The organism is Acidovorax sp. LjRoot129 (genome assembly GCF_964253765.1).
Lineage (GTDB): Bacteria > Pseudomonadota > Gammaproteobacteria > Burkholderiales > Burkholderiaceae_C > Acidovorax.
Window position 1 is genome coordinate 2,439,818 of the sequence record NZ_CAXUSE020000001.1, and the last position, 21,811, is coordinate 2,461,628.

At 65.3% G+C, this 21,811-nt stretch carries 16 protein-coding genes; 11 read left to right on the top strand and 5 right to left on the bottom strand.

Annotated elements, in window-relative coordinates; genetic code table 11:
- Positions 1-3: 3 nt before the first annotated feature.
- Positions 4-3,666 (top strand): hydantoinase B/oxoprolinase family protein, encoded by a 3,663-nt coding sequence (locus ACSQ3Q_RS11185; protein ID WP_436134450.1) that lies wholly within the window; start codon positions 4-6, stop codon positions 3,664-3,666.
- A 132-nt stretch (positions 3,667-3,798) separates the two neighbouring features.
- Complete coding sequence (locus ACSQ3Q_RS11190; protein ID WP_436134451.1) at positions 3,799-5,466, top strand: methyl-accepting chemotaxis protein; 1,668 nt, start codon at positions 3,799-3,801, stop codon at positions 5,464-5,466.
- 68 nt (positions 5,467-5,534) lie between these two features.
- Here ACSQ3Q_RS11190 and ACSQ3Q_RS11195 read toward each other — a convergent pair whose 3' ends face one another.
- A complete protein-coding gene (locus tag ACSQ3Q_RS11195) occupies positions 5,535-7,235 on the bottom strand; it encodes an electron transfer flavoprotein-ubiquinone oxidoreductase (protein ID WP_436134452.1) in 1,701 nt (566 codons plus the stop codon).
- A gap of 138 nt (positions 7,236-7,373) precedes the next feature.
- On the opposite strand from ACSQ3Q_RS11195, the gene ACSQ3Q_RS11200 reads away from it, so the two are divergent.
- The 3 genes from ACSQ3Q_RS11200 (at position 7,374) to ACSQ3Q_RS11210 (ending at position 12,078) form a co-directional block, all read left to right on the top strand.
- On the top strand, positions 7,374-8,156 hold the full coding sequence (locus ACSQ3Q_RS11200; protein WP_436134453.1) for an SDR family oxidoreductase: 783 nt from the start codon (positions 7,374-7,376) through the stop codon (positions 8,154-8,156).
- Positions 8,157-8,227: 71 nt separating this feature from the next.
- Positions 8,228-8,650 carry an acyl-CoA thioesterase gene (locus ACSQ3Q_RS11205; RefSeq protein WP_436134454.1) on the top strand — a complete coding sequence of 141 codons (423 nt, stop codon included), beginning with the start codon at positions 8,228-8,230 and terminating at the stop codon, positions 8,648-8,650.
- 269 nt (positions 8,651-8,919) lie between these two features.
- Positions 8,920-12,078 (top strand): putative bifunctional diguanylate cyclase/phosphodiesterase, encoded by a 3,159-nt coding sequence (locus ACSQ3Q_RS11210; protein ID WP_436134455.1) that lies wholly within the window; start codon positions 8,920-8,922, stop codon positions 12,076-12,078.
- A 15-nt stretch (positions 12,079-12,093) separates the two neighbouring features.
- Here the strand turns inward: ACSQ3Q_RS11210 and ACSQ3Q_RS11215 are convergent, their stop codons facing one another.
- The 3 genes from ACSQ3Q_RS11215 to ACSQ3Q_RS11225 all read right to left on the bottom strand — a co-directional run bounded on the left by ACSQ3Q_RS11215 (position 12,094) and on the right by ACSQ3Q_RS11225 (position 14,398).
- On the bottom strand, positions 12,094-12,678 hold the full coding sequence (locus ACSQ3Q_RS11215; protein WP_436134456.1) for a hypothetical protein: 585 nt from the start codon (positions 12,676-12,678) through the stop codon (positions 12,094-12,096).
- 188 nt (positions 12,679-12,866) lie between these two features.
- On the bottom strand, positions 12,867-13,448 hold the full coding sequence (locus tag ACSQ3Q_RS11220; RefSeq protein WP_436134457.1) for a peroxidase-related enzyme: 582 nt from the start codon (positions 13,446-13,448) through the stop codon (positions 12,867-12,869).
- Between the two features lie 143 nt (positions 13,449-13,591).
- Positions 13,592-14,398: an IclR family transcriptional regulator gene (locus tag ACSQ3Q_RS11225; RefSeq protein WP_436134458.1), complete on the bottom strand. Its 807-nt coding sequence runs from the start codon at positions 14,396-14,398 to the stop codon at positions 13,592-13,594.
- 131 nt (positions 14,399-14,529) lie between these two features.
- Between ACSQ3Q_RS11225 and ACSQ3Q_RS11230 the strand changes: the two genes are divergently transcribed.
- From ACSQ3Q_RS11230 to pcaC, 5 genes are all read left to right on the top strand, one after another.
- On the top strand, positions 14,530-15,537 hold the full coding sequence (locus tag ACSQ3Q_RS11230; RefSeq protein WP_436134459.1) for a Bug family tripartite tricarboxylate transporter substrate binding protein: 1,008 nt from the start codon (positions 14,530-14,532) through the stop codon (positions 15,535-15,537).
- A gap of 195 nt (positions 15,538-15,732) precedes the next feature.
- Complete coding sequence (locus ACSQ3Q_RS11235; protein ID WP_436134460.1) at positions 15,733-16,419, top strand: RraA family protein; 687 nt, start codon at positions 15,733-15,735, stop codon at positions 16,417-16,419.
- Positions 16,416-17,351, top strand: coding sequence for an NAD(P)-dependent oxidoreductase (locus tag ACSQ3Q_RS11240; RefSeq protein WP_436134461.1), 936 nt, complete (start codon positions 16,416-16,418; stop codon positions 17,349-17,351). The genes ACSQ3Q_RS11235 and ACSQ3Q_RS11240 overlap by 4 nt, the downstream gene beginning before the upstream one ends.
- A 136-nt stretch (positions 17,352-17,487) precedes the next feature.
- Positions 17,488-19,689 carry a catalase/peroxidase HPI gene (gene katG / locus ACSQ3Q_RS11245; RefSeq protein ID WP_436134462.1) on the top strand — a complete coding sequence of 734 codons (2,202 nt, stop codon included), beginning with the start codon at positions 17,488-17,490 and terminating at the stop codon, positions 19,687-19,689.
- 142 nt (positions 19,690-19,831) lie between these two features.
- Entirely contained in the window at positions 19,832-20,224 is a 393-nt protein-coding gene (gene pcaC / locus ACSQ3Q_RS11250; protein WP_436134463.1) for a 4-carboxymuconolactone decarboxylase, read from the top strand.
- 149 nt (positions 20,225-20,373) lie between these two features.
- On the opposite strand, the gene ACSQ3Q_RS11255 is transcribed toward pcaC, so the two are convergent.
- Positions 20,374-20,922, bottom strand: a complete 549-nt coding sequence (locus ACSQ3Q_RS11255) for a PAS and helix-turn-helix domain-containing protein (protein WP_436134464.1) — start codon at positions 20,920-20,922, stop codon at positions 20,374-20,376.
- A gap of 76 nt (positions 20,923-20,998) precedes the next feature.
- Here ACSQ3Q_RS11255 and ACSQ3Q_RS11260 point away from each other — a divergent pair, with 76 nt between their 5' ends.
- Positions 20,999-21,811 carry a CoA transferase subunit A gene (locus ACSQ3Q_RS11260; protein WP_436134465.1) on the top strand — a complete coding sequence of 271 codons (813 nt, stop codon included), beginning with the start codon at positions 20,999-21,001 and terminating at the stop codon, positions 21,809-21,811.

A 21,811-nucleotide genomic window follows, 5' to 3' on the forward strand; every position in this document is an offset into this window, starting at 1 on the left:
ACCATGCAAGTTCCTTCTACAGTGACCACCGCACCGGCTGGCAACCGCTGGCAGTTCTGGATTGATCGGGGCGGCACCTTCACCGACATCGTGGCCAAGCGGCCCGATGGGTCTCTGACCACCCACAAGCTGCTGTCCGAGAACCCCGAGCAGTACAAGGACGCTGCAGTGGCGGGCATTCGCCACCTGCTGGGCCTCCAGCCCGGCGAGCCGGTGACACCTGCCCAGGTGGAGTGCGTGAAGATGGGGACCACGGTGGCCACCAACGCACTGCTGGAGCGCAAGGGCGAGCCCACGCTGCTGGTGACCACGCGCGGCTTTCGCGATGCGCTGCGCATTGCGTACCAGAACCGTCCGCGCTTGTTTGACCGCCACATCCAGCTGCCCGAGCTGCTGTACACCGACGTGATCGAAGCGCGCGAGCGCATGGGCGCGCGGGGCGACGTGCTGCAGCTGCTGGACGAAGCCACTCTGCGTGGCGACCTGCTGGCCGCCTACGGGCGCGGCCTGCGCAGCGTAGCAATTGTCTTCATGCACGGCTATCGCTACACCCAGCACGAAAAGGCTGCGCAGCGCATTGCCCGGGAGGTGGGGTTCACGCAGATCAGCACGTCGCACGAAACCAGCCCCATGATGAAGTTCGTGAGCCGTGGCGACACCACGGTGGTGGACGCCTATCTTTCGCCCATCCTGCGCCGCTATGTGGACCAGGTTGCCAGCGAGATGCCCGGGGTCAAGCTGTTCTTCATGCAATCGTCAGGTGGCTTGACCGATGCGGGCGCCTTCCAGGGTAAGGACGCGATCCTGTCCGGCCCGGCCGGCGGTATTGTGGGCATGGCGCGCACGGCGGGTCTGGCAGGACATGAAAAGGTGATTGGCTTCGACATGGGCGGCACCTCCACCGACGTGAGCCACTACGCAGGCGCCTTCGAGCGCGAGTTTGAAACCCATGTGGCGGGTGTGCGCATGCGCGCACCGATGATGAGCATCCACACGGTGGCGGCGGGTGGCGGATCGGTGCTGGCCTACGACGGCGCACGGTTTCGGGTGGGGCCTGAGAGCGCGGGTGCAAACCCCGGCCCGGTGAGTTATCGCCGCGGCGGCCCGCTGGCGGTGACCGACGCGAACGTGATGGTCGGCAAGGTGCAGCCACGCTACTTCCCCAGCGTGTTTGGCCCGGCCGCGAACGAAACATTGGATGCGGATGCGGTGCGTGCGCGCTTCCAGGAGATTGCCACGCAGACCGAGCGCAAACCCGAGGAAGTGGCCGAAGGTTTTATCCAGATCGCTGTGCAGCAGATGGCCAACGCCATCAAGAAGATCAGCGTGGCGCGCGGCTACGACGTGACACGCTACACCCTGCAGTGTTTTGGTGGTGCGGGCGGTCAGCATGCCTGCCTGGTGGCCGATGCGCTGGGTATGACGCGCGTCTTCGTGCATCCGTTGGCCGGCGTGCTCAGCGCCTACGGCATGGGGCTGGCGGACCAGACCGTGATCCGCGAGCAGGCGGTTGAGATGCCGCTGGCTGCCGCGTCGCTGCCCCTGATCGCAGAGCGTCTGGACGCCTTGGGCTCTGCCGCCCAGGCCGAGCTGGAGCGCCAGCAGGTCAGCGCCAACCCGGTGCAGGTGCGCCACAACGTGCATGTGCGCTACGAAGGCACGGATTCGGCGCTGGTCGTGCCCTTTGGCGACATGCCTGCGATACAGGCCGCGTTCGAAGCGGCCTACCGCCAGCGGTTTGCCTTCCTGATGGCGGGCAAGGGCCTGGTGGTGGAGGCGGTGTCGGTCGAGGCCGTGATCGCTGGCGACGCCCCGGCCGAGCCGCGCCTGGCGGTGCACCCACACCGCAAACATCCGCTGCGCGAAACGGTGCGCATGTACTCCGGCAGCCAGTGGCACGACGCGGCCCTGGTGGTGCGCGAGGACTTGCGCCCCGGCGATGTGATCCCGGGCCCGGCGATCATTGCCGAGAAGAACACCACCACCGTGGTGGAACCCGGCTGGTCCGCCCGCCTGACCGACCTGGACCACCTGGTGCTGGACCGCGTCACCGCACGCAAGGTGCAGTACGCGGCCGGCACCACGGTCGACCCGGTGTTGCTGGAGGTGTTCAACAACCTGTTCATGAACATCGCCGAGCAGATGGGACTGCAGCTGCAGAACACCGCGTACTCCGTCAACATCAAGGAGCGGCTGGACTTCAGTTGCGCGCTGTTCGATGCGGCGGGCAACCTGATCGCCAACGCGCCGCACATGCCTGTGCACCTAGGCTCGATGGGCGAGAGCATCAAGACCGTGATCCGCGAGAACGCCGGCAAGATGCACCGGGGCGATGTGTACATGCTCAACGACCCCTACCACGGCGGCACCCACCTGCCAGATGTGACGGTGATCACGCCCGTGTACGTGGCCGAAGGCGCAGAGCCCACGTTCTACGTCGGCAGCCGTGGCCACCACGCCGACATTGGCGGCACCACGCCGGGTTCGATGCCACCGTTTTCCACGCGCATCGATGAAGAGGGCGTGCAGATCAACAACGTGAAGCTGGTGGACCGTGGCATCTTGCTGGAAGAAGAGGTGCGCACCCTGCTGGCCACCGGCGGAGGCACCACGCCATACCCGAGCCGCAACCCGCAGCAGAATTTGGCCGACCTGCGCGCGCAGGTTGCCGCCAACGAGAAGGGCGTGCAGGAACTCTCGAAGATGGTGGACCAGTTTGGCCTTGATGTCGTACAGGCCTACATGCGCCATGTGCAGGACAACGCTGAAGAGTCCGTGCGCCGCGTGATCACGCAGCTCAAGGACGGGCAGTTCACGCTGCCGCTGGACAACGGCGCGCACATCAGCGTGTCGGTGAAGGTCAACGTGGCTGAGCGCAGTGCGGTGATCGACTTTGCGGGCACCAGTGCGCAGCAGACCAACAACTTCAACGCCCCGCGCGCGGTGTGCATGGCGGCGGTGCTGTATGTGTTCCGCACGCTGGTGGACGACGACATTCCGCTCAATGCGGGCTGCCTGAAACCGCTGCAGGTCATCATCCCGCAGGGCTCCATGCTCAACCCCAACCCGCCGGCCTCGGTGGTGGCGGGCAATGTGGAAACGTCCACCTGCATTACCAATGCATTGTTCGGAGCCCTGGGCGTGATGGCGGGCAGCCAGCCCACCATGAACAACTTCACTTTTGGCAATGCGCAGTACCAGTACTACGAAACCATTGCCGGTGGCAGCGGCGCGGGTGCGGTGTTCGATGCTTCAGGCCGCACGGTGCGCGGGTTTGACGGCACCAGCGTGGTCCAGACGCACATGACCAATTCGCGCCTGACCGACCCCGAGGTGCTGGAGTTCCGCTTTCCGGTGGTGCTCGACAGCTACGAGATTCAGCGTGGGTCCGGCGGCGCGGGGCGCTGGGCTGGGGGCGACGGTGGTGTGCGGCGCGTGCGTTTTCTCGAGTCGATGACGGCCAGCATCTTGTCCAACGGTCGCCTGAACCCGGCCTTCGGCATGGCCGGCGGCCAGCCGGGGCGCGCGGGTGCCAACCGGGTGCTGCGTGCCAACGGCGACGTGGAGGAACTGGGCCACATCGGCGCCGCGCTGATGGAGCCGGGCGATGTGTTCGAGATCTCCACGCCCGGCGGTGGCGGCTACGGCGAGTGCGTGGCGCATTGAGGCGCCACAAGGTATTGCAGATGGGGACCGGCGGGGCGCCGGTCTGCCTGGCGACGCTGCCGCGCTCGCTCCGGTGCGATGAGGAGCGCGAGCGCGCGGTTGAACTGACGAACGATCCATCGAAGGGTTCCCATGAACTATCTGCCAGCTACCGCTCCATCGCCCATGCCCCGAGGGGACCAGGCCGCGCAACAAGCCCAGGCAGGGATGCGCGCTGCGCCTGACAGCCCCGCCCCCGCTGCGACACCGCGCCGCCGCCAGCTGAGCGTGGGTCAGAAGCTGGCCGCCAGCTTTGGCCTGCTGGGCTGCGCGGTGGCGCTGCTGGGCGCCACAACCTGGATGACGGGCGAGGGCACCCGCCGCCAGGCGACGCTGCTTGCAGGCGAGCAATTGCCCATCGAGCGCTCGGTGCGCGACTGGAAGACCCAGTCGGTCACCATCGGTCAGATCGCGTTGCGCACCACGGTGTCGCCCGACGTGTTTCCCCTGGTGGCTGAGATGCGCAAACAACTGGCCGCCGAGGATGCCCTGCGCCAGCGCATCGAAACCGCATTGGCAGCGGCGTCGACCGCCGAGCGCACCCAGCCTATGTGGGCAGAGGTCCAAGCGCAGCGCAGGCAGTACGCGGCGCTGCGCGACACGCTGGTGCAGAACGCGCTGGAGGCCAGGATCATCAGCCAGAAGGAGCTGCAAGAGCATGCTGCGGCGCTCGCCGGGTACCTGCAGGCCATCGATAGGCTGCTCGATGCGTCGGAGCAGTCATCGCTGCAGGCGGCCGACACCATGGTGGACGATGCATCGCGTGCGCAGTGGATCAGCGCGGTTGCCGTGCTGGCGGTGGTGGGCTTGTCGGCGCTGTTCGGTTGGCTGCTGCGCCGCTCGATCGTGCTGCCGCTGCGCCAGGCATCCGACGCTGCAGCGCTGGTGGCGCGCGGCGACCTCACGGTGCGCATGGACACGCAGCGCACCGACGAGATCGGCGAGCTGCTCACCGCGCTAGACCGCATGGTCGAGTCCCTGCACCACGTGGTGACCGAGGTGCGCGACGCGGGCGAGTCGATTCACGTGGCCAGCTCCGAGGTGGCGGCGGGCAACACCGACCTGAGCGCGCGCACCGAGCATGCCGCCAGCAACCTGCAGCAAACGGCCGCCAGCATTGCCCAACTGGCCCAGATGGTGGCCGCCAACGCCGACAGCACCCGCCAAGCCAACGCACTGGCGCGCAACGCCACGCAGGTGGCCAGCAAGGGCGGCGAAGTGGTCAGCCAGGTGGTGAAGACCATGGAGGACATCAACGCCAGCAGCAAAAAGATTGCCGACATCGTGGGCATCATCGACGGCATTGCGTTCCAGACCAACATCCTGGCGCTGAACGCCGCTGTGGAGGCGGCCCGTGCCGGGGAGCAGGGGCGCGGTTTTGCGGTGGTGGCCAGCGAGGTGCGGGGCCTGGCCGGGCGCAGCGCCCACGCAGCGCGCGAGATCAAGGCGCTGATCTCTGACAGCGTGGAAAAAGTGAGCGAAGGCGCGCGCCTGGTGGTGACTGCTGGCGCCACCATGGGCGACATCGTGCAAAGCGTGGGGCGCGTGACCAGCCTGATGTCAGAGATCAGCGAGGCCAGCAGCGAGCAGAGCACGCAGATTGGCCAGGTGAGCCAGGCGGTGGACCAGCTCGACCACATGACACAGCAGAACGCTGCACTGGTGGAGGAGGGCGCGGCAGCGGCGCAGAGTCTGAAAGATCAGGCGCACCGGTTGGCCGGGGCCATGGGGCTGTTTCAGCTCGCTCGTGCAGCGGCTTGATCGCAAAAATCAATAAAAAAGGCCTGCAGCGCAGGCCCATCAAGCGCTAGGCGCTATGATTTTGATAGTTACATGCCCGAGTAGTTCGGACCGCCGCCGCCCTCTGGCGTCACCCACACGATGTTCTGCGTGGGGTCCTTGATGTCGCAGGTCTTGCAATGCACGCAGTTCTGCGCGTTGATCTGCAGGCGCTGCGCGTCGCCGCCCTTAGCCGTGTCGGGCACGAACTCGTACACCCCCGCCGGGCAGTAGCGCGCCTCGGGGCCCGCGTACTTGGCCAGGTTGATGTTGACCGGCACGCTCGCGTCCTTGAGCGTCAGATGGGCGGGCTGGTTCTCTTCGTGGTTGGTGTTGCTGACGAACACGCTGGAGAGGCGGTCGAAGGTCAGCTTGCCATCGGGCTTGGGATAGACGATGGGCTTGCACTCAGCCGCGGGCTTCAGATACGCGTGGTCGGGCTTGTCGCGGTGCAGCGTCCAGGGCATGCGGCCGCGCAGTATCAGCTGCTCGAAACCGTTCATCACCGTCGCGGTGGTCAGGCCGTACTTGAACCAGTTCTTGAAGTTGCGGTCCTTGTTCAGCTCGGTGTAGAGCCAGCTTTCCTCGAAGGCCTTGGGGTAGGCCTTGAGTTCGTCGTGCTGGCGGCCACCCACGATGGCGTCGTACGCTGCCTCAGCCGCCAGCATGCCGGTCTTGATGGCGGCGTGGCTGCCCTTGATGCGGCCGACGTTGAGGTAGCCCGCATTGCAGCCCACGAGCGCGCCGCCCGGGAAGATGGTCTTGGGCAACGCGTTGATGCCGCTGGCGTTGATGGCGCGGGCGCCGTACGACAGGCGCTTGGCCGTGATCTCGCCCTTTTCGTTCTCGAAGTAGTAGCGGACGTTGGGATGGGTCTTCCAGCGCTGGAATTCCTCGAACGGGCTGAGGTAGGGGTTCTTGTAGCCCAAGCCGGTCACAAAGCCGAGCGCGATCTTGTTGTCGTCCAGGTGGTAGAGGAACGCGCCGCCATAGGTGTCGTTTTCCATCGGCCAGCCGGCGGTGTGCATCACAAAGCCGGGCTGGTGCTTCTTGGGGTCGATCTCCCACAGCTCCTTCACACCGAGGCCAAAGCTTTGCGGGTCGCGGCCTTCATCCAGCTTGAAGCGCGCGATCAGCTGGCGGCCCAGGTGGCCGCGTGCGCCTTCGGCGAACACGGTGTATTTGCCCAGCAGCTCCATGCCCAGCTGGAAGTTCTCGGTGGGCTCGCCATCCTTGCCGACGCCCATGTTGCCGGTGGCCACGCCCTTGACCGAACCGTTGTCGTTGTAGAGCACTTCGGCAGCTGCAAAGCCCGGGAAGATTTCCACGCCCAGGGCTTCGGCTTGCTCGGCCAGCCACTTGGTGACATCGCCCAGGCGCACGATGTAGTTGCCGTGGTTTTGCGCAAACGGGGGCAAGAACATGTTGGGCACCCGCAAGCCCGACTTTTCCGACAGGAAGATGTAGGCGTCGTCGGTGACGGGCTGCTTGAGCGGTGCACCGCGCTTTTTCCAGTCGGGGATCAGCTCGGTCAGTGCCTTGGGGTCCATGATGGCGCCCGACAGGATGTGTGCGCCGGGCTCGGAGCCTTTTTCGAGCACCACCACCGACACATCCTGGCCCTTTTCAGCCGCCAGCTGCTTCAGGCGGATCGCGGTGGCCAGGCCGCCGGGGCCGCCGCCAACGACCACCACGTCGTATTCCATCGATTCGCGGGGACCATACTGGGCGATGATTTCTTCGTTTGTCATGGGCTTCTCGTCGGGCGTTTGATAATGGGTATTCTGAACAGAGCGGGTGCAATGCCCTGTCTGCCTGGCGACTGATTGTATTCACGGAATAGAGACAATCGAACGACCGTTCTTTTTTGATCAGGGGGGAGACTCTAAATGGCTTACAGCATCGACTTGTCCGGCCGCGTGGCCTTCATCACAGGGGCTTCCAGCGGCCTGGGCGCGCAGTTTGCACGCACCCTGGCGCGTGCAGGGGCGGGGGTCGTGCTGGCCAGCCGCCGGGTTGAAAAGCTCAAAGAGCTGCGCGCGCGCATCGAAGGCGAGGGCGGCGATGCCCACGTGATCGAACTCGATGTGACCGACCATGATTCCATCAAGTCCGCCGTCGCACACGCCGAGACGGAAATGGGCTCCATCGACATCCTGGTGAACAACTCGGGCGTCTCCACCACGCAGCGCATTCAGGACGTGACGCCCGAGGACTACGACTTCATCTTCGACACCAATGTGAAGGGCGCTTTTTTTGTCGCGCAGGAAGTGGGCAAACGCATGCTGGCGCGTTCGCGCGGTGCGGCGCCGGGCAGCTTCACGGGCGGGCGCATCATCAACATCGCCTCGATGGCCGGCCTCAAGGTGCTGCCGCAGATCGGCGCGTACTGCATGAGCAAAGCCGCCGTGGTGCAGATGACCAAGGCCATGGCCATGGAGTGGGGCAAGTTCGGCATCAACGTGAACGCCATCTGCCCCGGCTACATCGACACCGAAATCAACCACCACCACTGGAGCACCGAGCAAGGCCAGAAGCTGATTGCCATGCTGCCCAGAAAACGCGTAGGCAGCCCGCAGGATCTGGATGGGCTGCTCCTCATGCTGGCCAGCGACCAAAGCCATTTCATCAATGGCGCGGTGATCGCGGCAGATGACGGCTTCGCGGTCTGACCACAAGGTGACGTGCAAACTAGCGCGGCGCGGCTTACCTTGAGCATCCACGCATCCATCAAGACGTACCGATGAAGATCGAAATCCCTGACGCCAAGAAGCTGGTCTTCGAAATGCGCTTTCCTGTGCGCTGGGGCGACATGGATGCGATGGGCCATGTCAACAACACGGTGTATTTCAGGTACCTGGAAACAGCGCGTATCGACTGGCTGGTGTCGGTCGGTTGCAACCCCGACCCGCGCGGGCAGGGGCCGGTGATCGTCAATGCCTTCTGCAATTTCTACCGCCAGCTCGAGTACCCGGCCGATGTGCTGCTCAAGCTTTACGTGAGCGACCCGGGCCGCACCACCTTTGAGACCTGGGGCACGATGGAGCGCGTGGACCAGCCAGGAGTGATCTGCGCGGCGGGCGGGGCTACGACAATCTGGGTGGACTTCCCGCAACAAAAGGCGGTGGCGCTGCCCGACTGGATGCTGGCCATCGTGCAGGCTTGAGGGCGGCCACCGGGCTGTTAGGCCACTGGGCTTCGGTCGTCATCGAATTGCGCTGGGCGCGCATTTCGTCGCTCGCAATCACACGGATCCGCAAGTGCTGCAACGCTGACCGGGCGCGCGTCGCTTTGGGATCCCTCCCGTTGACATCCCAGCGCCAATCCGACTAAAAGGGCGTTACTAAAAGAATCCGCGGCCGACGAAGCTGCAAAGGTTGACTCACGGAAGCTGGCGGATCTCGGCCGCCCAGCTTCGCGAAATCGGGGGGGACCATGGCTTTTGACAACAGCGCTTCGAAAGGCGAGCTGCCCGCTGGCACGCCGTCAGCGCCGCCGCGTGCCGGTTGGGTGGTTGCGCTGGCCTTCATGGCGTTCGTCGCGGCCGTCATCGCGCTGGGGATAGCCCTCCACTACCAAGCCAAGCAGTCCGCCGAGGACGCAGCGTGGGAATCCCTGCGCGTGACCGCTGAACTTTCGGCCCACTCGCTGGACACCTGGCTTTCAGAGCGCACCGCAGACGCAGATGCCATCGGCATGAGCACGCTGCTGGTCCAGGCCCTTGGGCGCTGGCAGGGCAGCCCGGCCGATGCATCGGAACACGCGTACGTGCTGCAAAAGCACGTGGAGCGCATGCAGCGCCTATACGCCTACCGCACTGTGGCCATTGTCGACAGGCAGGGCGCCAAGGCCGTATTCAGCAGTGGCGCCGCGTTGGGTGCAGACCAACTCGCCAAGGTGGCCCGGGTCAGCGCCGACAACAACCCCCGCAGCCGGGCGGAGTGGATCGAACTGGACACGGACGCCCAAAACGGATTTCGCCTTGGCCTGGTGCGCAGCATTGCCGACGATGCAAAGGACACCGGCCACGTGCTGTATCTGGAGATGGACCCGCGCTGGCTGGTGGACTCACTGACCAAGGCCAAGCTGTCCAATTGGGGCGGCGAAACCCTCTTGGTTCACCGCAATGCACCGGATGGCCTGCAGGTGCTGTCACCTGCCACCGGCCACCAGCTCAAACCGCTGGTGCCAGCCCGCCCCGACCGCCCGCAATCGCAACCGTCGGCTTCGGTGGAGAGCTTGCTGGCCACCCCAGGCGGCGCGAACACCGTGCAGGGGCGCAACCGGGCCGGCGTGGAGGTTCTGGCCCGGCGCGAGGCCGTGCTCCTGCCCGCATGGACAGTGGTCAGCCAGATGCCCGAGAAGGCGGTGTATACCGCCATCGAAGGCCGGACACGCATCCTGGTGGCCGGGATCGTGGCGCTTTTGCTGCTGGGCTCGTTGCTCTATGCCACCTGGCGCCGCGGCGACCGCCATCGCCATGCGGCGCGGGAAGCGGGGCTGCGCCGGCACTACGAGCACATGCTGCGTGGCTCGGCCGATATCTTTTTGCTGACCGACGATGAAGGGACCATATTGGACGTAAGCCAGGCAACGGCCGACGTGTATGGCTACCCCAGGGAGCAATTGATTGGCATGGATGCGCGGCGCATGCGCCCCCCGGCCCACGCTGCGGCGCAGGCGGCCCTGCTGGAGGCCATGCAGCCGGGCGAGTCCCGGCAGATCCGCGTGCCCCGGCTGCGGGCGGATGGAACGACGTTCCTGCTCGACGGCACCGTGGGGTGCTTCGAGTCCGAGGGAAAGCGCTACTTCGTCAGCATCGGGCGGGACGTCACGCGCCAGGCCCAGGTGGACATGCAGCTGCGCGTGGCAGCAAGTTTCTATGAGCGGTCTGCCGCGGCCGTCGTGGTCGGTGACCATGAAAAGCGCATCGTCTCGATCAATCCGCACCTGACCAAAATCACGGGCTATACGCTAGGGGATCTGAAGGGCCAGCCCACCGTGGTGCTCAACGCGGGGCTCGATCCGGCGGCCGTCGAGCGTGCACGGGCCATTCTCAAGTCCGAGGATTTCTGGGAGGGCGAGATGCACATCCGCCGCAAGGATGGCACGGTGTTCCCGGCGCGCCTGCTGGTCTGCGCGCACCGGGGGCCCGACGGGCGGGTGGAGCAGCACGTGGACATGTTCACCGACCTCACCCGCCTCAAGAAGGCCGAAAGCGATGCCGAGTACCTCGCGACCCATGACCCTGTCACCCAGCTGCCCAACCGTGCCAAGCTGGAGCAGGACCTCCCGCCCAGCATTGCGGCCGTGCAGGGCCAGAGCGCATCGCCGCACAACAGCCTGTCGCTGGCGCTGGTCAACCTGGACCGTTTCAAGAGCATCAACGAATCCTTCGGGTATGCCCAGGGGGACGCCTTGCTGGTCGAAGTGGCTGAACGCCTGCGGGGGATCAGTGCGGATCTGAAAGGCCTGTACCGCTATGGGGGTGACGAGTTCATGCTGGTGCTGGCGGGCAACCCGGTCACGCATGCCTTGCTCATCAGCCAGGTGCGCGCGCTGCTGGCGCCGCCCGTGCCCCTTGGTGCGCAGGCGCACCCGGTGTCCCCCACCGCCAGCATTGGCATCGCCAGCTTCCCCGAGCACGCGGCGAATGCCGAGGACCTGCTGCACAACGTCGAGGCCGCGATGCACATGGCCAAGACGCAAGGCCGCAACACCTGGCGCCTGTACGCGCCCGAGATGAATGCCTCGGCCTATGACGACATGCTGCTGGCGGTGGACCTGCGCCAGGCCATTGATGCGGGCGAGCTCGAACTGCATCTGCAGCCGCAGTTCACCCTGTCGCACGGCGCACCGGTGGGCACCGAGGCGCTGCTGCGCTGGACCCACAGGACCCGTGGGCCGGTATCGCCCGCACGCTTCATCCCGATTGCCGAGTCCTCGGGGATGATTGCCGAAATCAGCCACTGGGTGCTGCGCGAGGCGGCGCGCATCTGGTCCGCCTGGCGCAGCCAGGGGCTGGTGCCGCTGCCGATTGCAGTCAACGTGTCGGCGGTGCAGTTCCAGGCGCCCGACTTCCTGCATGAGGTGGGGCGCGTGATGTCGGAGTTCGATCTTCCGGGGGGTTCGCTGGAGATGGAGCTGACCGAAAGCACGTTGATGGCCAACACCGATGCGGCGGTCGAATTGATGCACCAGCTGGTCGCCAAAGGCATACAAATTGCCATCGACGATTTTGGGACGGGCTATTCGAGCCTGAGCTACCTGCGCCGCTTTCCTGTGGGCAAGCTCAAGATCGACCGCTCGTTTGTGCTGGACCTGGGCAGGCACGGCAACGAGGAGGCCGAGGCCATTGCGTCGGCGGTGATTGCGATGGCCAAGAGCCTCAAGCTGCGGGTGATCGCCGAAGGGGTGGAGACTGTCGAGCAGCGCGATTTCCTCAAGGCGCACGGTTGCGACGAGGTGCAGGGCTATTTGTACGCCCGCCCCATGCCGGTGGAGGCGGCGACAGCGCTGCTGGTGCGACGCTCGCCGCAAGCCGCAGGCCCGCTGGAGCAGTCACAAACCCAGACGCAAGGCGACCTGGCTTGAAAACCGTTGCCCGCCTCAGCCGGAGGGCAGGGCAATGCAGCGCCCCTCGGCGCCCTCGGAGCCCGTGCTTACGCCCAGGAGCAACACACGCTGCAACTCTGGCAGATAACGAATGGCTGTCTGCGGCGCGCTGTACCCGGCAGAGTCCTTGAGGGTCTCATCCATGCGCCAGTGGCGGCCCGAGGGTACGTGTTCGATGGTGAGCGTGCGCACACCGGTATAGAACGTGGTGGTGATGTGCCCTTCGGTTCCGAAGAAGCCGCCGCCCGTGCGTGCCGTGCGCCGCGTGCCTTGAAATGCCGTGCCTACCCGCACGCGCTGATCGCGGCTGGTGCAACTGCCCTCGAAGGCCGCGGCGCAATGCAGGGGCAGGGCGTTTTGCTGCACGGTCACCGGCTGCACGGCGGGTTGTTTGACCTCGTCGAGCGCTACCGGCACCAGGCTTGCGCAGTCGGCGGTGCGCAACACGCGCCAGGCGCTGGCGCCCGGCAGGTCGGCGATGCCGTAGCGCGGCACGCCCAGGCCCTGCGCCAGGTAGTAGATCGGTTCAGTTGCTTGGCCCGCTTCGGTCGATGGCTGTCGTAACAGCAGCGGCGGCATGGTGCTGGAAAAGGGTGGGAGCCCCCCAGCCTGCGTTTGCACCAACAGCGGCCGCGTGGCAAGCGTGCCGCTACCCGGCGCAAAGCTGGTCAGCCCTGCCGCGTGAGCGCAGGCCGTGCCGGCCAAGGCTGCCCACAGGCCTGCCGTCCGCACACCACCTCGCCGATTCCGGGTCACGCGTCTGCTCCTCAGGCGGGTTTCGGGGCCTTCGGCACGCGGCCCATCAGGTAGAACTCGGGGTTGGGCTGCATGCCCGCAAAGCTGGCCATGCGGTTGCTCAGCCCAAAGAACGCGGTAATGGCTGCGATGTCCCAGATGTCTTCGTCGTCAAAACCATGCGCGTGCAATGCAGTGAAGTCGGCGTCGTCGATTGCGTGCGAGCGCTCGCAGACCTTCATCGCAAAGTCGAGCATGGCGCGTTGGCGTGGGCTGATCTCGGCCTTGCGGTAGTTCACGGCCACTTGGTCGGCCACGAGCGGCTTCTTTTCGTAAATGCGCAGGATCGCGCCGTGCGCCACCACGCAGTACAGGCACTGGTTGGCCGCGCTGGTGGTGGTGACGATCATTTCGCGCTCGCCCTTGGTCAGGCTGCCTTCTTCCTTGAGCATCAGGGCGTCGTGGTACGCGAAGAAGGCGCGCCACTCGGCGGGGCGCCGGGCAAAGGCGAGGAACACGTTGGGCACGAAGCCCGCCTTTTCCTGCACCTCGAGGATGCGAGTGCGAATGTCCTCAGGCAGGCTGTCGAGCGAGGGGAAGGGGTAGCGGATCACGTCGGTCTCCTTGTCGTTTTGGGGGTGGGTAGTTGGTTTGCTATTTATTTGATAGCTAAAAGTGCTTGTATAACAAGCGCTAGGGCCCGTTTTTATTCACAAATTTGCTTTGTGGACACTTTGGTTTGGCCAGTGTCCGTGATTCACGGGTGCCACTGGGTTGCCCGCACCGGTCCGTGCGAAGGCGCTGCCATGTTGCCGGCCAGCGCATACGACAGTTGGGTGGCGGCGGCCATCACGGTCTGCGCGAGCGATTCGAGCTTCTCTGCGGGCAGGCGCGAGGCCGGGCCCGAGATGCACACCGAGCCCATCAGCCGCCAGTGCATGCCGAACACCGGCGCCGACACCGTGGCCACGCCTTGTTCGCGTTCACCGATGGACCAGTGGTAGCCCTTTTTGCGGATTTCTTCATAAGCCTTGCCCGGCTCGCCCGAGAAAGCCAGGATCACCCGGCCGGGCGACCCCTTGTCCAGCGGCAGGCCTTCGCCCATGCGCGCGTGGTGGCGCAGGGCCTGCGGGCCTTCTACCCGCACCAGGCAGGTGCGCACCTGGCCTTCGCGCACGTAAAAGGCCGCGCTCTCACCCGTGGCATGGGTGAGCTCGCGCAGCGCGGGCTCGAGCACGTTCTGCACGTCAAAACCCGCCTGGTAACGCGCGCCCAGCCAGCCCGCGGCCGGGCCCAGGCGCCAGTCACTGTCCTCGCGCTGCACCATGAAGCCCGACTGCGCGAGCGTGCGCGCCAGGCGCAGCACCGTGGTCTTGTGCAACCCGCAGCGCCGGCTCAGTTCGGCAAGGGACAGGCTCGATTCGCCCAGCGCGAACGCCTCAAGTACCTGCAGCGCGCGGGTGACGGCGGTGACTCCGCTGGCGTCCTTGGCCGCCGGGGCGGTGTCGGGGATTGGTGGTGCGGTCTGGGCAGCGGTGGAGGCTTTGGTCGATCGGTTGCTCATGGCGCAATTCGTTTCATTGTGTGCAACGGCATTGTATGGATTGAAACGCCTGCATAAAGTCGCCTCCCACAGCGTCGCACCCATCACTGGTCGGGGCTGGCGCGACAGCCCACTACAACGGAGACAAATCCATGCCCACTTTCCACGTGTTTTCCCGGTCCCTGGCGGCGCCTTTGTGCACCGCGTTTCTCGGCCTCGCCGCGGCGGTTCTGCCTGCGGCGCAGGCCGTGGCCCAGGCCGCCTATCCCCACAAACCCATCCGCCTCATCGTGCCGTTTCCGCCCGGCGGGGGCACCGACATGATCGCGCGCACCGTGGCACAAAAGCTCGCGGACCAGAACAAATGGAACGTGATCGTGGACAACCGCCCCGGCGCGGGCGGTAACCTGGGGGTGGATGCGGCGGCCAAGTCCGCGCCCGACGGCTACACCCTGGTGATGGGCCAGACCAGCAACCTCGCGATCAACCCCACGCTGTACCCCAAGCTGCCGTACGACCCGCTCAAGGACCTGGTGCCGGTCGCGCTGGTGTCGTCGTCTCCCATCGTGATCGCCGCGCCGGCCAATTCGCCATTCAAGACCTTCGCTGATGTGGTGGCTGCGTCCAAGGGCAAGCCGGATGCGCTCACGCTGGGCTACTCGGGCAACGGCACGGTGGCCCACCTGGCAGGCGAGCTGGCCGAGAACGCCGCAGGCATCAAGCTGCGCCACATCCCCTACAAGGGCGCGGCCCAGGCGATGACCGACCTGGTGGGCGGTCAGATCGATTTGTACATGTCCTCCGTGCCCACGCTGCTGGGCCAGGTGCGCAACGGCAAGCTCAAGGTGCTGGCCATCACGTCGGCCAAGCGCTCGTCGCAGCTGCCTGATGTGCCCACGCTGGCCGAGTCGGGCTACAAGGGATTCGAGGCCGTCACATGGTTCGGCATCCTGGCTCCCGCCGGTACGCCCGCACCCATCGTGGCGCAGCTCAACAAGGCCATCAACCAGGCGCTGCAGCACGCCGAAGTGGCGGACAAGCTTCGCAGCGAAGGCGGCGATGTGCTGGGCGGTCCGGCCGATCAGTTCGGCCAGCTGCTGCGCACTGAAGTGCCGCGCTGGGGAAAGATCGTCAAGGACTCAGGCGCCAGCCTGGATTGATCCCCAGAGCCCGATAGCTGCAGAGAGGAGAGGGCGAGTGCGCAAGCGTCGCCCTGGCCGCCTCTACCTGTATTGCCCGCAAGCCGCTTCAAGCCGCTTCAAACCAGTGGTCGCGCTGCGGCATGGCATGTCTCTGCCACCGCCGGCGCTGCCGCCGCTTCCACCGCTTTTCCTCCTGCCTATAAGGAATTCGCCATGAGCCAGCTTCCAGAAATCATCCGTGACATCGAACGCGTCAGCGCCGATATCGTCCAGAAAGCCGCCACCTTCCAGGCCGCCATCCTTGCCGACGTGGCGGGGCGCCGCGGCACCCTGCACAGCCGTGTGGCCCCGGTGCACCAGAGCATGAAGGTGGCAGGCCCGGCCTTCACCGTGGAAGTGCGCCCCGGCGACAACCTCATGATCCACGCCGCCATGGCGCTGGCCCAGCCGGGCGACGTGCTGGTGATCGACGGCAAGGGCGACCTGACTGCCGCCCTCATGGGCACGCTGATGCTCAGCGCCTGCAAGAAGCGCGGCCTGGCCGGCGTGATCGTGGATGCCGCCATCCGCGACAAGCTGGAGATCCTGGAACTGGACTTTCCCGTGTTCAGCGCGGGCTTCAACCCCGCGGGCCCCACCAAATACGTGCCCGGGCGCATCAACCACCCCATCTCGGCCGGCGGCGCCGTCGTAAATCCGGGCGATCTCGTGGTGGGTGATGCGGACGGCGTGGTGGTCATTGAGCGCGACAAAGCGCCCGGCATGATGGCCCTGGCCGACAAGAAGGTGGCCGACGAGGCCGCCCGCATTGCGGCCATCGCCCGGGGCGATACCGCGTCCAAGTGGCTGCCCGCCGCGCTGCGTGCTGCTGGTGTGCTCAAGGAAGGGGAGTCGCTGTGAGTCTCCCCACCATCCTTGTCACTGGCGCCGACCTGGCGGACCAGGCGCTGGCCATGCTCGGGGACTTTTGTATCGTCTACGCCGGCAAGGCTCCCACCGAAGACGACCTGGTCGCCCTGGCCCGGGAGCACGACCCGGTGGCGATCATCGTGCGCTACGGAAAAGTCGGCGCAGCTGTCATGGACGCGGCGCCCGCGCTCAAGGCGATTTCCAAGCATGGCAGCGGTACCGACACCATCGACAAGGTGGCTGCCAAAGCGCGCGGCATTGAAGTGGTGGCCGCTGCCGGTGCCAATGCGGTAGCGGTGGCCGAGCAGGCACTCGCGCTGCTGCTGGCCTGCGCCAAGTCGGTGGTGCACCTCGATGCACGCATGCACGCCGGCCACTGGGACAAGGCGACGCACAAGAGCCTGGAGCTTGCTGGCCGCACTGTCGGCGTCGTCGGCCTGGGCGCCATTGGCCGGCGCTTCGCCAAGATGGCCGATGCGCTGGGCATGCGCGTCATTGGCTTCGACCCGTTTGCCACCGATCTGCCGCCCTTCATCCAGAGCGTGAACCTGCCCACCATTTGGCGGGAGGCCGATGCGATCTCGCTGCATTGCCCCCTCACGGACGAGAACCGCGGCATCCTCAATGCCGCCACGCTGTCGCAATGCCGACGTGGGGTGATCGTTGTCAACACTGCGCGGGGCGGACTCATCGACGAGGCGGCGTTGCTCGCAGCTGTGCGCTCTGGTCACGTCATGGCAGCAGGGCTGGACAGCTTTGTGGTGGAGCCCATGGCGCCTGGCCATCCTTTTCAGGGCGAGAAGAACTTCATCCTGAGCCCGCACATCGGCGGCGTGACCAGCGATGCTTACGTGAACATGGGCGTCGCGGCGGCGGCCAACGTGCTCGCCGTGCTCGCTCGGCAATCCGCCGTGGCTGTCTGAAGCAACGGCGGGGCCGGTGAGTCGTTAATAAAGATTGGCTATCAATCTCATTCAATCGATTCAATGTACGTACCGGCAATGGATTCGTAACATCCATTCACCGACGCTTACCTTGACCCGCTGACTGGAGAGACCCATGAAGACTGAAGCCAAATGCCCCTTTGACCACACCAAGGCCGCCGTCCCCAAAGGCCGCGGTAACGCTGACTGGTGGCCGAATCAGCTCAACCTGCGCCCGTTACAGCAGAACTCTCCGCTCGTCGATCCCATGGGGGATGGCTTCAACTACGCCGAAGAGTTCAAAAGCCTCGACCTGGCTGCGGTGAAGAAGGATCTGCTCGCACTGATGACCGACTCGCAGGACTGGTGGCCCGCAGATTTTGGCCACTATGGCCCGCTGTTCATCCGCATGGCCTGGCACAGCGCAGGCACCTACCGCCTGGCCGATGGGCGTGGCGGTGCAGGGGCCGGGCAGCAGCGTTTTGCACCGCTCAACAGCTGGCCCGACAACGCCAACCTGGACAAGGCGCGCCGCCTGCTGTGGCCCATCAAGCAAAAGTACGGCCGCAAGATTTCGTGGGCGGACCTGATGATCCTGACCGGCAACGTAGCGCTGGAGTCCATGGGCTTCAAGACTTTCGGGTTTGCGGGTGGCCGCCCGGACGTGTGGGAACCCGATGAAAACGTGTACTGGGGTGCAGAGTCCACCTGGCTGGGCGGCGACAAGCGCTACAGCGGCGAGCGCGACCTGGCCAACCCGCTGGCCGCCGTGCAGATGGGGCTGATCTACGTGAACCCCGAGGGCCCGAACGGCAACCCTGACCCCCTGGCCGCGGCGCGTGATATCCGCGACACCTTTGCCCGCATGGCGATGGACGACGAAGAAACCGTAGCGTTGATCGCCGGTGGCCACACGTTCGGCAAGACACATGGCGCGGGCGATGCATCGCATGTGGGCCTGGAGCCCGAAGGCGGCGGCATCGAAGACCAGGGTTTTGGCTGGATCAGCAAACACGGCAGCGGCTTTGGCGGCGATTCCATCACCAGCGGGCTGGAAGTCACCTGGACCACGACGCCCACGAAATGGAGCAACAATTTCTTCGAAAACTTGTTCGGCCATGAATGGGAACTGACCAAGAGCCCGGCCGGCGCGCACCAGTGGATTGCCAAAGGCGCACCAGCGACGATTCCGCACGCGCACGACCCCTCGCAAAAGCTGGTGCCGACCATGCTCACCACCGATCTGTCGCTGCGTTTCGATCCGGCCTACGAAAAGATCTCGCGCCGATTCCTCGAAAACCCCGAACAGTTCGCTGACGCTTTTGCCCGTGCCTGGTTCAAACTCACGCACCGCGACATGGGGCCGCGCGCACGCTACCTGGGCCCTGAAATCCCGGCCGAAGAATTGGTCTGGCAAGACCCCGTGCCCGCCGTGGACCACCCGCTGGTGAATGCGCAGGATGTCGCCGCGCTCAAGGCCAAGGTGTTGGCTTCGGGCCTGTCGATTGCTGAACTGGTGTCCACCGCCTGGGCGTCGGCTTCGACCTTCCGGGGTGGTGACAAGCGCGGTGGCGCCAATGGTGCACGCATCCGCCTCGCACCCCAAAAAGACTGGGAGGTGAACGAGCCCGCGCAGCTGGCCCAGGTGCTGGGCAAGCTGGAAGCCATCCAGCACGAGTTCAATGCCGCGCAGACGGACGGCAAGAAGATTTCCATCGCCGATTTGATCGTGCTGGCGGGCAGCGCGGGCGTGGAGGCTGCGGCCAAGAAGGCCGGGCAGGACGTGACCGTGCCATTCACACCGGGCCGCACGGACGCGTCGCAGGCGCAAACCGACGTGCCTTCGTTCGAAGTCATGGAGCCGGTGGCCGACGGTTTCCGCAACTACGTGCGCCCGGGCCTCGAAGGCGCGGTGTCTGAACTGTTGATTGACCGTGCCAACCAGCTCACGCTGACTGCGCCTGAGATGACGGTGCTGATCGGCGGCCTGCGGGTGCTGGGCGCCAATGTGGGTGCGGCCGCGGCGCACGGGGTGTTCACGCAGCGCCCACACACCTTGAGCAACGATTTCTTTGTGAACCTGCTTGATATGCGCACGAAGTGGCAGAAGTCTTCGACCACGGCTGGCGTGCTGGAAGGCGTGGACCGCGCCACGGGCGCGCCGCGATGGACGGGTACGGTGGCGGACCTCGTGTTCGGCTCCAACTCGCAACTGCGGGCCTTGGCCGAGGTGTATGGCAGCAGCGATGCCCAAGCCGTGTTCGCGCGCGATTTCGTGAAAGCCTGGACGAAGGTCATGAACCTGGACCGTTTCGACCTGGCACCCGGCAAGGCTTGATCCGGTGGTGCCCCCGGCCCCAGGGCCGGAGTGAAGTCACACCAGAAGCGCCGTGTAGACCCTCGGGTGTGCCGGCGCTTTTTTCATGCGCACCCTGCGCACGGCTAACATTGAACGCACCATCTCAAGGAGAAAAATCCGCATGACACAGCAACCCCCATCCAAGGATTTCGAGAACGGCCTGGCCACGCGCCGCGAGGTCATGGGCGACGATTACGTGGACCGCGCCTTGGGCAACGCCACGGCGTTCACGCAGCCCATTCAGGAGTACATCACGCGCAACGCGTGGGGCGATGTGTGGCAGCGCCCGGGGCTTGACCGCAGGACACGCAGCCTGATCACGGTGTCGATGCTGATCGCGCTGGGCAAACAGCACGAACTCAAGGGCCACGTGCGTGGCGCGCTCAACAACGGCGTTACGGCTGAGGAGCTGCAGGAGGTGCTGCTGCACGCCAGCATCTACTGCGGCCTGCCCAGTGCGGTGGATGCCTTTCGCACTGCTGCAGAAGTGGTGGACGGCCCCGCGAAGGGGTGATTGAAAGGAGGAGTTCGCGTGCCGTATGGCTGCTCGTGGCGCGTGAAACTGGAGCGCCCTAGCCAGTGCCACCGTGGAACTGGCTTTGCCAAGCCACCGGTGGCGTCCCCTATCTGGGGGAAGACGCGAAGCGGCTCAGGGGGGATTAACTAACTCCCCGCAAGGAGCTTTTGAACGAGGTCGGCTGCCGTCGATGCGTTGTACTTGCGCATGAGCCGCGCGCGGTAGATCTCGACGGTGCGGTGGCTGATCTCCAGGGCCCGGCCAATCTCCTTGGAGGTCAGGCCTTCGAGCAGCCGGGCCGCTACCTCGCGCTCGCGGCCGGTCAGTTCGGCCTTGACAGGGCGTTGCGCGCTCAGGTCTTCAAAACTCCAGATGCCCGAGGCGTGTGGATCAGCGCGGTTGAGTGCGCGGCCTGACACGTGGCACCAGAAGACCTCGCCGCTGGCACGCTTCATGATGCGGTTGTCGGCGTAATGGCCCTTGGTGTTCAGGATGGGTTCCATGTGCGCGCCCAGGCGTTCGTACTCGTCAGCGCTGGGGTAGAGGACCTGGAACGACTGGCCGATCAGCACCTCGCGCGAGGCGCCGAACATCTCGCACACATGGCGGTTGCAGTCGACCATCGTGCGGTTGCGCGACAGCACCAACCCCACGGGAGCCATGTCAAAAGCCAGGCGATAGTCAACGTCGTCCATAGTGCAAGTCTTTACGAAAAACTACTTATACAGATACGTAGTATCGTAGCGCATCCCAATTCATAAGGAGATCGTGGTGAACAAGATATTCCCCTCGGCTGCCGCTGCCCTCAAGGGTGTGGTGGCGGACGGCCAACTGATGGCTGTCGGCGGTTTCGGTCTGTGCGGCATTCCTGAAGCGCTGATCGACGCCTTGCGTGATTCGGGCACCAAGGACCTCACCGTGATCTCCAACAACGCCGGGGTGGACGGCTTCGGTCTGGGCAAGCTGCTGGAGACGCGCCAGATCAAGAAAATGATTTCGTCGTACGTGGGCGAAAACAAGGAGTTCGAACGCCAGTACCTTGCCGGCGAACTGGAGCTCGAGTTCACGCCCCAGGGTACGCTGGCCGAGAAGCTGCGTGCGGGCGGCGCGGGCATCCCCGCCTTCTTCACCAAGACCGGCGTGGGCACCATCGTGGCAGAGGGCAAGGAACTGCGCGAGTTCGACGGCGAAACCTATGTGATGGAACGCTCCCTGGTTCCCGAGGTCTCGCTCATCAAAGCCGATGTGGCCGACAAGTCCGGCAACCTGCGCTTTAACCTCACCGCACGCAACTTCAACCCGGCCGCAGCCACCGCGGGCAAGGTCTGCATCGTGGAAGTGGAGCGCATTGTGGAAGTGGGCGAGCTGGCTCCGGACGACGTCCATCTGCCGGGCATCTATGTGCACCGCATCGTGCTCAACGCCAACCCCGAAAAACGCATTGAAAAGCGCACCGTGACGGCCGCCCCGGTGGATGCCGCCGCCGCCAAAGCAGAAGCCCAGGCCGTGATCGCCCAGGCCGCTGCCATCAGCGACGTGCCTGTCGTCCCGACCGTGCCTGTTAGCAAGAAAGAAGGAGCCTGA